The sequence below is a fragment of the Nocardia sp. NRRL S-836 genome, from assembly GCF_001279525.1.
Classification (GTDB): Bacteria; Actinomycetota; Actinomycetes; order Mycobacteriales; family Pseudonocardiaceae; genus Lentzea.
Window position 1 is genome coordinate 1 of record NZ_LGDY01000104.1, and the last position, 12,831, is coordinate 12,831.

Consider the following 12,831-nt stretch of genomic DNA (forward strand, 5'->3'; position numbering starts at 1 on the left):
GAGTGGGAGGGGTGGGGAGAGCGGGGGAAGTGCCGGGCTGTGGACTACTCGCGGGTTGTGGACAGGTCGCGATCACTCACCGCTCGGGGAGCCGGAGTTGTCGGGGGTCTGTGGGAGGATGTCCGGCCCTCCCGGCAGCACGACCACGCCGAGGACGCCGGGACCCGTGTGCGCGCCGATCACCGCGCCGACCTCCGAGATCACGCACCCGCTGGAGCCGGCGAGCCGCTCGTCCAGGCGGGTGGCCAGCTCCGCCGCACGTTCCGGAGCCGCGAGGTGGTGCACCGCCAGGCCGACGGGACCGTCACCGGCCGCCGCGGCGGCGAGGTCCACCAGGCGTCCCACGGCACGGCTCATCGTGCGCACCTTCTCCAGCGGCACGATCCGGCCGTCGTCCACGTGCAGCAGCGGCTTCACGGCCAGCGCGGTCCCCACCAGCGCGGCGGCCGCACCGATCCGCCCGCCCCGCCGCAGGTGGTCGAGGGTCTCCACGCAGAAGAACATCCGGGTCTGGGCCGCCGCGGTGGACGCCGCGTCCTCGACCTCGGCGGCCGGCCGTCCGGCACCGACAGCGGCGCACGCGCGCAAGACCGCGAACCCGAGCCCCATGCCCGCCGACCGCGAGTCGACCACCCGGATCCGTTCCGGACCGATCTCCTCCGCCGCGAGCCGAGCCGCCTCCCACGTGCCGGAGAGCTCCCGCGAGAGGTGAACGGACACGATCGCGTCGGACGACGACAACACGTCCCGGTACACGTCAGCCATCTCGCCGGGCGTGGGACGCGATGTGGTCACCCGGCGGTGCTCGGCCAGCGCACCCGCCAGCTCGGCCGGACCGAAGTCGACGCCGTCGAGGCGTCCGGCACCGTCCACCGCCACGTGCAACGGCACCACGGTGATCGAATGGCGCTGCGCGAACCCCTCGGGCAGATACGCCGTGGAGTCGGTGACGATGGAGATGCGCACGAGCGACGAGCCTACGGCCCTCACTCGTCCGTGTGATTGACCGCCACGGACGAGATGAGTTCGGCCATCGCCTTGCCCACCAGCTCGTGCCCTTCCCAGCCCCAGTGCATCCCATCGGGGTTGCCCGCGCCGGACCGGACGTGCGCTCCGATGACCGCGGGTAGGTCCAGCAACGGCACATCCGCACCTGCGGCCCACCCACGCACGGCCGCCACCGCGGCCGCGTGCCCGGAGTGCACGAACCCGTACGACTCGGCCCGGTGCACCGACGGCACGATCCCGACCGCGGGCATCGTGTACTGGAGGTTGCGGACCGCCTGCAACGAGTCGCGCAGATAGCGAGCCGTCAGCGCCGGAGGCAGGGCAACGCGCGCATACGGCGCCAACAACGGTTGCGCAGCGACATAACGCGCACGCACCCACCGCCGCAACCAGTCGGGCCGCACGTAACGCAGCCCCTCACGCAGATAGGTCGGCAACGGCGAGGGCAACGTGTCCATGCTGCCCACCGCGAACACCAGGACGTCCGCGGACGGCAGCAACGACCAGATCCGCGGGTCACCGGTCAACGCCCACCAGGCGTCCCGCGCCGTCCACCCGAACCCCGCCGCCAGCTCCGCCGACCCGCCCAGAGCCGCGGCACAGATGTTGTGCCACAGCCGCGGGTGATCGGCGGGCAGCGGTCCGGACGGCCCGAAGAACGACAGCGAGTCGCCCAGGACGAGCAGTCTCAACGCGTGGTGCCCGCGTTGTACGACGAGAGCCGCCACCGGTCGTTGCGCCGCGTGAACACGGTCCAGTGGCAGTTCGAGATCCCGCCGAGCTGCGACCAGTTCGCCACCGGCAGTTCGAGCAGCCGCCCGGTGAGAGCGCTGATCAGGCCGCCGTGCGCGCACAGCAGGACGGTCGAGGAGAACTCGGCGTCGACCTCCTGGACCACCCTGATCGCCCGCTCGGCCACCTCGACCCGCGACTCGCCGTCCGGCGGCGTGTAGGTCGGGTCGGTGCGCCACACGGTGATCGCACCCGGCCACTCCCGCTCCACCTCGGCCGTGGTCAGCCCCTGCCACTTGCCCAGGTGCGTCTCGCGCAGGCGTTCGTCGATGCGCAACGGCACGTCCGCGGACGTGGTGAACACCCGAGCCGTGTCGCGCGCACGCTGCAGATCGGAGGCGACCACGATCTCCGGTTCGAACCCGGCGAGCACCGGCACGGCGAAGCGGGCCTGGTTCACGCCGGTCTCGGTGAGCGCCGAGTCCAGGTGACCCTGCAGACGGCCGGTCGCGTTGTAGTCGGTCTCACCGTGCCGCCACAGCACGAGCCGGCTCAGGGCCATCAGCTACCTCTATTCGGCCGTGGACTCGGCGGGGACGTCCGCTTCGAACTCGATGCGCGGGCAGTCCTTCCACAACCGCTCCAGGCCGTAGAAGCTGCGCTCCTCGACGTGCTGCACGTGCACCACGACGTCGACGAAGTCCAGCAGCACCCACCGGCCCTCGCGGGCTCCCTCGCGGCGCACCGGCTTCGTGCCGGCCTCCCGCAGCTTCTCCTCGATGTTGTCGACGATCGCGCCGACCTGCCGCTCGTTGGGAGCGGACGCGATCACGAACACGTCGGTGATCACGAGCTGGTCGGAGACGTCGAGCACCGTAACGTCGTGCGCCTTCTTGTCGGCCGCTGCGTTCGCCGCGACCAGCGCCAGCCGTCGTGCCTCGTCGGTGGCTGCCACGTCACTCCTCTGACTTCCGGCGGGCGTCGATACGCCCACACGAGTTACTGAGAGTACCGGCGCCTGCCAACTGTTCGTTCGCACGCACTCATGACGAAGGCCACCTCAGCGCCCTGAGGTGGCCTTCACCTGCGGCGAAGCCTAGATCGGGCGGACCTGCTGGGCCTGCGGGCCCTTCTGGCCCTGTCCGACCTCGAACTCGACCTTCTGGTTCTCCTCGAGCGAGCGGAAACCCTTGGACTGGATCTCCGAGTAGTGCACGAAGACGTCAGCCGAGCCGTCGTCGGGGGCGATGAAGCCGAAGCCCTTTTCGGCGTTGAACCACTTCACGGTGCCTGTAGCCAAAGTCTTGCCTTCCACGAACCAGCAACAACCCGCTGATTGTTGCTCCCCAGGCCCACGAATGCACGCAAAATCCACACGAACGTGGTTACGAGTCGGAGTACAGACCCGTCTTGGCGATGTACTGGACCACCCCGTCCGGAACCAGGTACCAGACCGGCTGGCCGGACGCGGTCCTCGCGCGGCAGCCGGTCGAGGAGATCGCCATCGCGGGGACCTCGACGAGCGACACCGCGCCGGGCGGCAGGTGGTGGTCGTCCAGCGTGTAGCCCGGACGGGTGACTCCGATGAAGTGGGCCAACGCGAAGGCGTCCTCGGCGCGTTTCCAGGACAGGATCTGTTCGAGGGCGTCGGCGCCGGTGATGAAGAACAGCTCGGCGTCCGGGTACTGCTTCTTCAGGTCCGTGAGTGTGTCCACGGTGTAGGTCGGGCCGTCGCGGTCGATGTCCACGCGGCTGACCGAGAACCGGGGGTTGGACGCGGTGGCGATGACCGTCATGAGGTAGCGGTCCTCGGCCGGTGAGACCTCGCGCGACGACTTCTGCCACGGCTGCCCGGTCGGCACGAAGATCACGCGGTCCAGGTCGAACCTGGCCTGCACCTCGCTGGCGGCCACGAGGTGACCGTGGTGGACGGGGTCGAACGTGCCACCCATGACGCCGATGCGCATCGAGCCAGCGTAGACGGGCACCGGACCGCTCCCGAGGTTCGGCGCCCGTCGTGCTGATCACACCGCACGGCCCAGGGGGAGGACGGGCCGTTCGGGTCGCGGCCCACCCCGAACAGAGCCGCGCAACGGGGGAACGCACCGGCCGCTCCCCCATTACGCGAACTCGGCCAAGATTTTCTTCACCAGCTCGCCACGAGCCGCAACGGGCCCCTGACCAGCGATCCCTTGCGGAACCCGACAGATTCGGCGAGCTGCAGGCCGGGCATGCGGCGCAGCACGGCGGCCAGCGCGACGTGCAGCTCCATCCGCGCGAGCTGCGCGCCGAGGCAGAAGTGGATGCCGTGCCCGAACTGCAGGTGCTGACCGACCTCGCGGTCCAGGTCCAGCTCGCCGCTGCCGGGGTGGACGGACTCGTCGCGGTTGGCCGAGGACACGACGACGAGCAGTGCGTCACCTTCCTCGACCTGCACGTTCCCGACCTGGACGTCCTCGGTCGCGATGCGGGGGAAGCCGGCGCCGCTGCCCAGCGGGACGAACCGCAGCAGCTCCTCGACCGCGCCGGGGATCGCCGCCGGGGCGGCGAGCAGGCGCTGCCAGGCGTCCGGCCGTTCCAGCAGGGTGATGATGCTGTTGCCGAGCATGTTCGCGGTGGTCTCGTGGCCTGCGACGAGCAGCGTGATGCCGAACCGGACGAGCTCCTCCTCGCTGAGGCGGTCGTCGTGGTCGCGGGCGGCGACGAGCGCGCTGTACAGGTCATCCGTGGGCTGCGCACGGCGTTTTGCGACCAGAGCGGTGAAGTAGGCGTGGAGCTTCGTGAGGCCGTCCATCGCTTCTTGCGGCGTGTGGTTGCCGACCGTGCCCATCACCTGGTCGGACCACCCGCGGAACTCGTCGCGGTCCTCGAACGGCACGCCGAGCAGCTCGCAGATGATCGTGACCGGGAACGGCATCGTGAAGCCCTCGACCAGGTCGGCCGGGTTGTCCAGGCGGTCGAGCAGGTCCTCGGTGATCTGCTCGGCACGCGGCCGCAGCTGCTCGATCCGCCGCACCGTGAACGCCTTCGACACCAGGCGCCGCAACCGCGCGTGGTCCTCGCCGTCGGAGGTGAGGATCGACCCGCCCGGCGCGATGAGGGGCTGCATCCTCGGCACGTCCCGGCCGACGGTCCGCGCCCGGCTGAACCGCGGGTCGCCCAGGACGAACTTCGTCTCTTCGTACGACGTGACGAGCCAGCCCTCGCCGCCGTACGGGAACGTCACGCGCGTGACCGGTTCGTCGCGCCGTAACCGTTCGTAGGTCGGATCGAGGGCCAGGCCGTCAGGTTCGGAGAACGGGTACGTGGGGGCCATACCTCCGAAGGTAGGGCTACGCCTTCGGGCGCGTGTGCCCTTCGCCCCACGCGACCCACTTCGTGGACGTCAGCTCGGTGAGACCCATCGGTCCGCGCGCGTGCAGCTTCTGCGTCGAGATGCCGATCTCCGCGCCCATGCCGAACTCCGCGCCGTCGGTGAAGGCCGTGGAGGCGTTGACGAACACCGCCGCCGCGTCCACGCGGGCGGTGAACCTGCGCGCCGCCGCGACGTCGTTCGTCACGATGGCCTCGCTGTGCCCGGAGCCGTACCGCGCGATGTGCCGCACCGCGTCGTCGAGGGAGTCGACCACCTTCGCGGCGATGTCGAGGCTCAGGTACTCGGTGCCCCAGTCGTCGTCGGTCGCGGTCACCACGTCGGGCTGCTGCGCGAACTGCTCGTCGCCGTGGACGGTGACGTCCTCCTGCTGCAACGCCTTGGTGATGCGCGGGACGAACTGCGCTGCCACGTCCTGGTGCACCAGCAGCGACTCCGCGGCGTTGCACACGCTGGTGCGCCGGGTCTTGGCGTTCAGGACGATGTCCTCGGCCATGTCCAGGTCGGCGTGCGCGTCCACGTAGACGTGGCAGTTGCCCACGCCGGTCTCGATCGTGGGCACGGTCGCCTGCTCGACGACGGCGTTGATCAGGCCGGAGCCGCCGCGCGGGATCACCAGGTCCACCAGGCCGCGCGCGGTGATGAGGTGCGTGACGGACGCGCGGTCGTGGCACGGCAGCAGCTGCACGCAGTCGGCCGGCAGGTTCACACTTTCGAGTGCATCGCGCAGGACGGCGACGAGCGTCGTGTTCGAGTGCTCCGCGGTCGAGGAACCGCGCAGCAGCGCGGCGTTGCCCGACTTCAGCGCGAGACCGGCGGCGTCGACCGTGACGTTCGGACGGCCCTCGTAGACCATGCCGACGACGCCCATCGGGACGCGGACCTGCTTGAGCTCCAGCCCGTTCGGCAGGTTCGAGCCGCGCACGACCTCACCGACCGGGTCGGCGAGGCCAGCCACGGTCTCCAGGCCCCTGGCCACGGCGTCGACGCGGGCCTCGGTCAGCGTCAGCCGGTCGAGGATGTTCTCCGGCAGACCGGCCGCCCTGCCCGCTTCGAGGTCCTTCCCGTTGGCCTCGAGGATCTCCGGCGTGCGGGCGCGCAGCGCGGCGGCCATCTCGTGCAGCGCGGCGTCCTTGCGCTCACGGGTGGCGAGGACGAGCTCGTCGGCGGCGACGCGGGCGCGGCGGGCTGCGGCGTGCACCTGGTCGCGCAGGTCTTCAGTCACGCCGCACAGCTTACGACCTGCGGCAATCACAATTGTCAGACCCGCCTGGCAAGCTTGCTCCCCATGGACGACATCGCACTGCGGGAACTGGCGGAGGAACGGCTCCGGGCACTGGCGGGCCCCGAGGCGGTGCTGCGCGAGGACCAGTGGACCGCGATCCACACGCTGGTGGCGCAGCGGCGCAGGGCTCTGGTCGTCCAGCGCACCGGGTGGGGCAAGTCGGCGGTGTACTTCATCGCCACGGCACTGCTGCGCGAGCTCGGCGAGGGCCCGACGGTGATCGTCTCGCCGCTGCTCGCGCTGATGCGCAACCAGGTCGACGCGGCGGCACGGGCCGGGGTGCACGCGGTGACGATCAACTCCGCGAACACCGACGAGTGGGACGCGGTGCAGGGGCAGGTCACCGCGGGCGAGGTCGACGTGCTCCTGGTGAGCCCGGAACGGCTGAACAACCCGGACTTCCGGGACACGGTGCTGCCCTCGCTGACGGCCTCGGCCGGTCTGCTCGTGGTCGACGAGGCGCACTGCATCTCCGACTGGGGCCACGACTTCCGGCCGGACTACCGCAGGCTGCGGACGTTGCTGACCGAGCTGCCACCGGGCGTGCCGGTGCTGGCGACGACGGCGACGGCCAACGACCGGGTGGTCCACGACGTCACCGAGCAGCTGGGGCTCGGTGCCGACGACGACACGCTGGTGCTGCGCGGACCGCTGGACCGCGACAGCCTGCGGTTGCACGTGGCGCGGTTGCCGACCGCCGAGTCACGGCTGGGCTGGCTCGCGGAGCAGCTCGACCGGCTGCCCGGCTCGGGGATCATCTACACCCTCACGGTCGCGGCGGCGGACGACATCGCGGCGTTCCTGTCCGACCGCGGCTTCGCGGTGGCCGCGTACTCGGGCAAGACCGAGACGGCCGAACGCCAGCGGGCCGAGGAGGACCTGCTCGGCAACAGGGTCAAGGCCCTCGTCGCCACGTCCGCGCTGGGCATGGGGTTCGACAAGCCGGACCTGGGGTTCGTCGTCCACGTCGGCGCGCCCTCCTCCCCCATCGCCTACTACCAGCAGATCGGCCGGGCGGGCCGCGGTGTCGAACGGGCCGAGGTGATCCTGCTGCCCGGCCACGAGGACCGCGACATCTGGGCGTACTTCGCGTCCCTCGCGTTCCCCGCCGAGGTGGTCGTGCGGCAGGTGCTGTCCGCTCTGTCCGCGGCGGGCAAACCGCTGTCGACGGCCGCGCTGGAGCCGATGGTCGAGCTGTCGCGCGGGCGGCTGGAGGTCGTGCTCAAGGTGCTGGACGTGGACGGCGCCGTCCGCCGGGTGCGCGGTGGCTGGGAGGCGACCGGGCGGCCGTGGGAGTACGACGGCGAGCGGTACGCGCGCATCGCCGAGGCCCGCCGCGCCGAGCAGCAGGTGATGATCGAGTACCAGCGCACCACGCAGTGCCGGATGAGGTTCCTGCAGGACCAGCTCGACGACCCGACCGCACACGACTGCGGCCGCTGCGACAACTGCACCGGCGAACGGCTGTCGGTGGAGGTGTCGGAGACCGCGGCCGGCGCTGCCCGCGAACGCCTGCTGCGGCCGGGCGTCGACGTGGCGCCGCGCAAGATGTGGCCGACCGGCATGAAGGCGATCGGCGTGGAACTGTCCGGCAAGATCCCCGCGGCCGAGGTGGCGGCCACGGGGCGCGCGCTCGGGCGGCTCACCGACATCGGCTGGGGCAACCGGCTGCGCGACCTGCTCGCCGACGGCGTGGACCAAGACCTGCCCGACGACGTGTTCGCCGCCTGCGTGAAGGTGCTGTCGGCGTGGGGCTGGGACGAACGCCCGGTCGGCGTGGTGACGGTCGGCTCCCGCCGCCGCCCGTCGCTGGTCGGCAGCTTCGGGCAGCGCATCTCGGAGATCGGCCGCCTACCGCTGCTCGGCACGGTCTGGCTCGGCGAGTCCACGCACCGGGCCAACAGCGCCCAGCGGCTGGCCGGGTTGGTGCGGTCGGCCGAGGTGCCGGACGTGTCCGCTGTGGACGGTCCGGTGCTGCTGGTGGACGACCACATCGACACCGGCTGGACCATGACCGTGGCCGCCCGGCTGCTCAGGAAGGAGGGGGTGCCCGCGGTGTTGCCGTTCGCGCTGGCGGTGACGAACTGACGCCCGCTGGTCTCGGCTGACGGCCGGGGCACGGAAGCCGGTGCTCTCGTCCACGATCGCGGTGGCCGGTGGCGTGCCACGCAACCTCGGCGCGTGCCGGGTGCCTGGTGGCACCATCCCCCGGTTCCGCCACGAGCCCTTGAGTTGTTTGCACCGGCTGTGAGCGGGAAGCTTCTGCCCGTGTTCGCGTGAGCGGGTCGCCCCGGTCACGGCGGGAAGGAGCCGAGAGGGCAATGGTTGTGCCGGTACCGACCACGCGGCGTGCGCGCCGGCCGTGGTTGCGGATGTTCTTCGTCGGCCTGGCGCTGTGGGTCGCGACGGTGGTGATCACGTACATCACCCGCAACGCCAACCTGATCCCGACCATCGTGCTGCTGGGCAGCTTCCTGGTGCCGGGCACGTTCGTGGCGTGGGCGTTCCAGCACACCCACTCCGGCGAGGTGACCGGGGAGATGGTGTTCCGGACGTTCGCGGTGGGCGGCGTGCTCGGGGTGCTGGGTGCGTCGCTGCTGGAGTCGTACCTGCTGCACCCGTCGCCGGTGCTGTTCGTGGGCGTCGGGCTGATCGAGGAGGCGGTGAAGCTCGGGGCGTTGGCGTTGCTGACGCGGCACCTGGTGCACAAGTCGTGTCGTGACGGTCTGGTGCTGGGTGCGAGTGTCGGGTTCGGGTTCGCGGCGTTCGAGTCGGCGGGCTACGCGCTCACGGCGACGATGACCGAGAACGGGGTGTCGCTGATCGACCTGGTGTCCACGGAGCTGCTGCGCGGGTTCCTCGCTCCGTTCGGCCACGGGTTGTGGACGGCGATCCTCGGCGGGGTGCTGTTCGCGCGGAGTGCTCGCGAGCACTTCATGCTCACCGGCCGGCTGTTCGCCGCGTACCTCGGGGTGTCGGCGCTGCACGCGCTGTGGGACTCGATGAACAGCATCGCGGTGGTGTTCACGCTGGTGCTCACCGACCAGCCGTGGCAGCAGCAGGCGCTGGCTTCGGGATACCTGCCGCAGCCGACCCCGGCTCAGGTGCGGTTGTTCACGGTGTTCACGTGGGCCGGGCTCGCCTTGATCTCGGTGATCGGCCTGCTGTGGCTGTGGCGCCTGGTGCGCGCGTCACGGCGGGAGTTCGCGCCGGTGCGCGGTTATCCGCTGCGCACGGACGCGCGGTGGTGGCCGGCGGGACGGCCGCCGCGGTAAGTCACCCCGCCGTAGCAGGGTGTCCGCCGCGGCAGGCTGTCAGCAGCGGGTCGTCCGCAGCGGGTCGTCCGCGCCGAGGCGGGGTGTGGCAGGGTCGGGGTCATGACTCCGGGCGTGGTGCGGTTCCGGCAGGCCGACCTCCTCCTCGCGCTGCACCGGCGGTTCGGGCCGGTGGTGCGGATGGGGCCGTACACCTACCTGCTCGGGCCGGAGGCGAACCGGTTCGTGTTCGCGAACTCCGAGCTGTTCGGGGTGGAGCAGGCCTTCCAGTCGCTGGTGCCGGTCGACGGGCCGACGTCGTTGATCGTCAGCGACGGTGAGGACCACAAGCGGCGGCGTCGGCTCGTGCAGCCGGCGTTGGTGCATCGGCAGATCGCCAACTACGTGCCCGTGATGCGGTCCAACGCCGAGGCGGTGCTGGACGAGTGGCGGCCCGGTGCGGTGGTCGACGTGTACCAGGAGTTCCGGCGGGCGATCCGGCGCAGCACGATCCACGCGTTGTTCGGGTCGCGGCTGGCGCAGGAGGCGGACTTCTTCGGTGCGCACCTGCAGCTGCTGATCAACCTGATCGACCGCAACCCCGCGGTGGTCACGTGGCTCAGGCGGACGAAGGCTCCGGCGTGGCGCACGGCGATGAGGGCGCGCCGGACCGTGGACGCGCGGGTCTACCGGGCGATCGAGGAGGCCAGGACCGGCTCGGCGGCCGATGACGACCACGTGCTGGCGTCGCTGGTGCGCGAGGAGGACGGGCTGAGCGATCTGGAGGTGCGCGACCAGGTCGTGACGCTGATCGCCGCCGGGTACGAGACGACGAGTGCCGCGATGGCGTGGTCGGTGTTCAACCTGTTGCGGCACAACGACACCTGGGAACGTGCGGCGGACGAGGAGTTCCTCGGCAACGTCGTCAACGAGACGTTGCGGCTGTACCCGCCCGCCGTGGTGTCGGCGCGGACGGCCTTGCGGGACTTCGAGTTCGCCGGGAAGCGGATCAGGCAGGGGACCTTTCTGCTGTACAGCCCCTATGTCACGCACCGGCTGCCGGAGGTGTGGCCGAACCCGCTGCGGTTCGACCCCGACCGGTGGGAGCGCAAGCCGGCGCCGCACGAGTTCCTGCCGTTCGGTGGCGGGCCGCACCGGTGCATCGGCGCGGGGCTCGCGGTGACGGAGCTGACCGTGATGCTGAAGGCGTTGCTGGCGCGGCCGAAACCCGTGCTGCTGCCGCAGCGGATCACGCCGGTGAGCGTGGCGGCGATGCGGCCGAAGAGAGGCATCAAAGTCCGAGTGACAGGGTGACCGCGGCGGCGAGGCAGGCCGCGGCACGGATGTGGTTCCAGAGCGTCCACCGGCGCAGGTACATCGGCCAGTAGGCGTCGTCGGTGCGTTCGAGGCGGTTGTTCATCGGCACGTTGACGGCCATCGTCAGCACGAACGAGCCGACGACGTAGAGCAGGCCACCGACGTACCGGCCCTGGAAGACCTCGATGCCGCACAGCACCGCGTTCCCGGCGAAGACCAGCAGGAACAACGGGTTCCGGATGCGGACGTTGATCCGTCGCATGGCCGCGCGGGCCTGCTCGGCAGGTAGATCGCCGAGTGCGGGCATCACGGCCGTGGAGAAGGCGAAGAACAGGCCCGCCATCAGGCCGGACGCGACGGCTGCGATCAGCGTGCTGGTTCCCATGGCGTTCACTCTGTCCCGCCGATCTCGGACTCTCAATGACAGTTCATCGCGCTCGCTTGCTCGTTCGTCCAGACTGAGGGGCATGACGGACGCTCTGGGCGAGGCGCTGCACCTGATGCGGATGTCCGGCACCTTCTACTGCCGGACCGAGCTGACCGAGCCGTGGGGCCTGACGATGCCCGGCATGGCCGACTGCCTGTGGTTCCACGTGCTGACGAACGGCCGCTGCGAGATCGAGGTGTCCGGCTCGGTCACGGCACTGGCACCCGGCGACGTCCTGCTCGTGCCCGGTGGTCAGGGACATCGGCTGTTCAGCGCCCCGGACGCGGAAACGCCGTTGGTGACGACGCTGCCGCACACGTTCGAGACCGAGAACTACGCGATCCTGCGGCACGGCGACGGTGGAGCCGTGACGCACCTCGTGTGCGGTGCGGTGCGGTTCGACCACCCGGCCGCGAAGCACCTGGTCGAGGTGCTGCCCCGCGTGCTGCACGTCGAGCAGGCCGACGACATGCGCGCGACCATCGACCTGATGGCCGCCGAGGCCAGGACGCTGCGCCCCGGCGGCGAAGCGGTCATCACCCGCCTCGCCGACGTGCTCGTGATCCAGACGATCCGCTCCTGGCTCGCCAACGACCCCGCCGCACGCACCGGCTGGCTGGGTGCCTTGCAGGACAGGCAGATCGGGCAGGCGCTGGCGTTGATCCACCGCGACCCCGCGCAGCCGTGGACCGTCGAACGCCTCGCCCACCGGACCGCGATGTCACGCTCGGCGTTCGCGGCACGGTTCACCGATCTCGTCGGCGAACCGGCCATGCGGTACGTGACGCGATGGCGCATGCACGTGGCGCTGAACCGGTTGCGGGACCGCGACCGCACGGTCAGCGAGATCGCCCGCGGCCTCGGCTACGAGTCGGAGGCCGCGTTCAGCCGGGCGTTCAAACGGGTCGTCGGGGTCTCCCCCGGCCAGGCCCGAACAGGCTGAGTCAAGCGGGCTGAGTCAGGCGGCGGGCTGGAGCAGGTCCCAGCGGTTGCCGTAGAGGTCCTCGAAGACGGCCACCTTGCCGTAGACCTCCTCGCGCGGCGTTTCCAGGAACCGCACGCCGAACGCGGTCATGCGGGCGTGGTCGCGGTCGAAGTCGTCGGTGCTGAGGAAGAAGCCGACGCGGCCACCGGTCTGGTCGCCGATGCGCGCCTCCTGCTCCGGTGTGGACGCTTCGGCCAGCAGCAACGCCGCACCGGCCGCCGGGCTGCCGTCGGCGGGTGAGACCACGACCCAGCGCTTGTCGCCCTGCGGCACGTCCTCGACCAGCGTGAAACCCAGACCGTCCACGTAGAAGCGGATCGCCTCGTCGTAGTCGCGGACCACCAACGTCACCAAACCCATGGATCGCACACCGATGAGTATCGCTCGTGGTGATCGGGTGCACGGAACCGGTTGAGACGCGCCTCCGATTCGTCGCCGTGTGTGACAGGG

Annotated in this window: 14 protein-coding genes; 4 read left to right on the forward strand and 10 right to left on the reverse strand. The window is 70.7% G+C overall.

What is annotated here, in order from left to right:
* Nucleotides 1-72: 72 nt before the first annotated feature.
* The 8 genes from ADL03_RS22930 to ADL03_RS22965 all read right to left on the reverse strand — a co-directional run bounded on the left by ADL03_RS22930 (nt 73) and on the right by ADL03_RS22965 (nt 6,347).
* The gene (locus tag ADL03_RS22930; RefSeq protein ID WP_053735592.1) at nt 73-966 is read right to left on the reverse strand and encodes a DegV family protein; all 894 of its coding nucleotides are present in this window, start codon (nt 964-966) and stop codon (nt 73-75) included.
* 20 nt (nt 967-986) lie between these two features.
* On the reverse strand, nt 987-1,700 hold the full coding sequence (octT, locus tag ADL03_RS22935) for a diglucosylglycerate octanoyltransferase (RefSeq protein WP_053735593.1): 714 nt from the start codon (nt 1,698-1,700) through the stop codon (nt 987-989).
* Nucleotides 1,697-2,302 (reverse strand): histidine phosphatase family protein, encoded by a 606-nt coding sequence (locus ADL03_RS22940; RefSeq protein ID WP_053735594.1) that lies wholly within the window; start codon nt 2,300-2,302, stop codon nt 1,697-1,699. Before ADL03_RS22940 ends, octT begins: the two co-directional genes overlap by 4 nt.
* Nucleotides 2,303-2,311: 9 nt before the next feature.
* Nucleotides 2,312-2,695, reverse strand: a complete 384-nt coding sequence (gene rsfS, locus ADL03_RS22945; protein WP_053735595.1) for a ribosome silencing factor — start codon at nt 2,693-2,695, stop codon at nt 2,312-2,314.
* Between the two features lie 141 nt (nt 2,696-2,836).
* A complete protein-coding gene (locus ADL03_RS22950; protein ID WP_053735596.1) occupies nt 2,837-3,040 on the reverse strand; it encodes a cold-shock protein in 204 nt (67 codons plus the stop codon).
* An 85-nt stretch (nt 3,041-3,125) separates the two neighbouring features.
* The gene (gene nadD / locus ADL03_RS22955) at nt 3,126-3,707 is read right to left on the reverse strand and encodes a nicotinate-nucleotide adenylyltransferase (protein ID WP_053735680.1); all 582 of its coding nucleotides are present in this window, start codon (nt 3,705-3,707) and stop codon (nt 3,126-3,128) included.
* A 179-nt stretch (nt 3,708-3,886) separates the two neighbouring features.
* Complete coding sequence (locus ADL03_RS22960) at nt 3,887-5,056, reverse strand: cytochrome P450 (protein ID WP_053735597.1); 1,170 nt, start codon at nt 5,054-5,056, stop codon at nt 3,887-3,889.
* 16 nt (nt 5,057-5,072) lie between these two features.
* On the reverse strand, nt 5,073-6,347 hold the full coding sequence (locus ADL03_RS22965) for a glutamate-5-semialdehyde dehydrogenase (protein ID WP_197288581.1): 1,275 nt from the start codon (nt 6,345-6,347) through the stop codon (nt 5,073-5,075).
* Between the two features lie 54 nt (nt 6,348-6,401).
* Between ADL03_RS22965 and ADL03_RS22970 the strand changes: the two genes are divergently transcribed.
* The 3 genes from ADL03_RS22970 (at nt 6,402) to ADL03_RS22980 (ending at nt 10,966) form a co-directional block, all read left to right on the forward strand.
* The gene (locus tag ADL03_RS22970) at nt 6,402-8,486 is read left to right on the forward strand and encodes a RecQ family ATP-dependent DNA helicase (RefSeq protein ID WP_053735599.1); all 2,085 of its coding nucleotides are present in this window, start codon (nt 6,402-6,404) and stop codon (nt 8,484-8,486) included.
* A gap of 233 nt (nt 8,487-8,719) precedes the next feature.
* Nucleotides 8,720-9,673, forward strand: a complete 954-nt coding sequence (locus tag ADL03_RS22975; protein WP_063798681.1) for a PrsW family intramembrane metalloprotease — start codon at nt 8,720-8,722, stop codon at nt 9,671-9,673.
* A gap of 102 nt (nt 9,674-9,775) precedes the next feature.
* On the forward strand, nt 9,776-10,966 hold the full coding sequence (locus ADL03_RS22980) for a cytochrome P450 (protein WP_053735600.1): 1,191 nt from the start codon (nt 9,776-9,778) through the stop codon (nt 10,964-10,966).
* Here ADL03_RS22980 and ADL03_RS22985 read toward each other — a convergent pair.
* Nucleotides 10,944-11,354 carry a DUF1772 domain-containing protein gene (locus ADL03_RS22985; protein ID WP_053735681.1) on the reverse strand — a complete coding sequence of 137 codons (411 nt, stop codon included), beginning with the start codon at nt 11,352-11,354 and terminating at the stop codon, nt 10,944-10,946. The two genes, ADL03_RS22980 and ADL03_RS22985, sit on opposite strands and share 23 nt — an antisense overlap.
* An 82-nt stretch (nt 11,355-11,436) precedes the next feature.
* Between ADL03_RS22985 and ADL03_RS22990 the strand changes: the two genes are divergently transcribed.
* Nucleotides 11,437-12,339 (forward strand): AraC family transcriptional regulator, encoded by a 903-nt coding sequence (locus ADL03_RS22990; protein WP_053735601.1) that lies wholly within the window; start codon nt 11,437-11,439, stop codon nt 12,337-12,339.
* A gap of 15 nt (nt 12,340-12,354) precedes the next feature.
* Here ADL03_RS22990 and ADL03_RS22995 read toward each other — a convergent pair whose 3' ends face one another.
* Nucleotides 12,355-12,741, reverse strand: coding sequence for a VOC family protein (locus ADL03_RS22995; protein ID WP_197288583.1), 387 nt, complete (start codon nt 12,739-12,741; stop codon nt 12,355-12,357).
* Nucleotides 12,742-12,831 lie beyond the last annotated feature (90 nt).

Bases quoted from the DNA above. Each gene is read 5' to 3' on its own strand.
- ADL03_RS22990 (WP_053735601.1), top strand. From the start codon at position 11,437: ATGACGGACGCTCTGGGCGAGGCGCTGCACCTGATGCGGATGTCCGGC.
- ADL03_RS22995 (WP_197288583.1), bottom strand. From the start codon at position 12,741: ATGGGTTTGGTGACGTTGGTGGTCCGCGACTACGACGAGGCGATCCGC.
- nadD (WP_053735680.1), bottom strand. From the start codon at position 3,707: ATGCGCATCGGCGTCATGGGTGGCACGTTCGACCCCGTCCACCACGGT.
- ADL03_RS22960 (WP_053735597.1), bottom strand. From the start codon at position 5,056: ATGGCCCCCACGTACCCGTTCTCCGAACCTGACGGCCTGGCCCTCGAT.
- ADL03_RS22970 (WP_053735599.1), top strand. From the start codon at position 6,402: ATGGACGACATCGCACTGCGGGAACTGGCGGAGGAACGGCTCCGGGCA.
- ADL03_RS22975 (WP_063798681.1), top strand. From the start codon at position 8,720: ATGGTTGTGCCGGTACCGACCACGCGGCGTGCGCGCCGGCCGTGGTTG.
- ADL03_RS22985 (WP_053735681.1), bottom strand. From the start codon at position 11,354: ATGGGAACCAGCACGCTGATCGCAGCCGTCGCGTCCGGCCTGATGGCG.
- ADL03_RS22980 (WP_053735600.1), top strand. From the start codon at position 9,776: ATGACTCCGGGCGTGGTGCGGTTCCGGCAGGCCGACCTCCTCCTCGCG.
- ADL03_RS22940 (WP_053735594.1), bottom strand. From the start codon at position 2,302: ATGGCCCTGAGCCGGCTCGTGCTGTGGCGGCACGGTGAGACCGACTAC.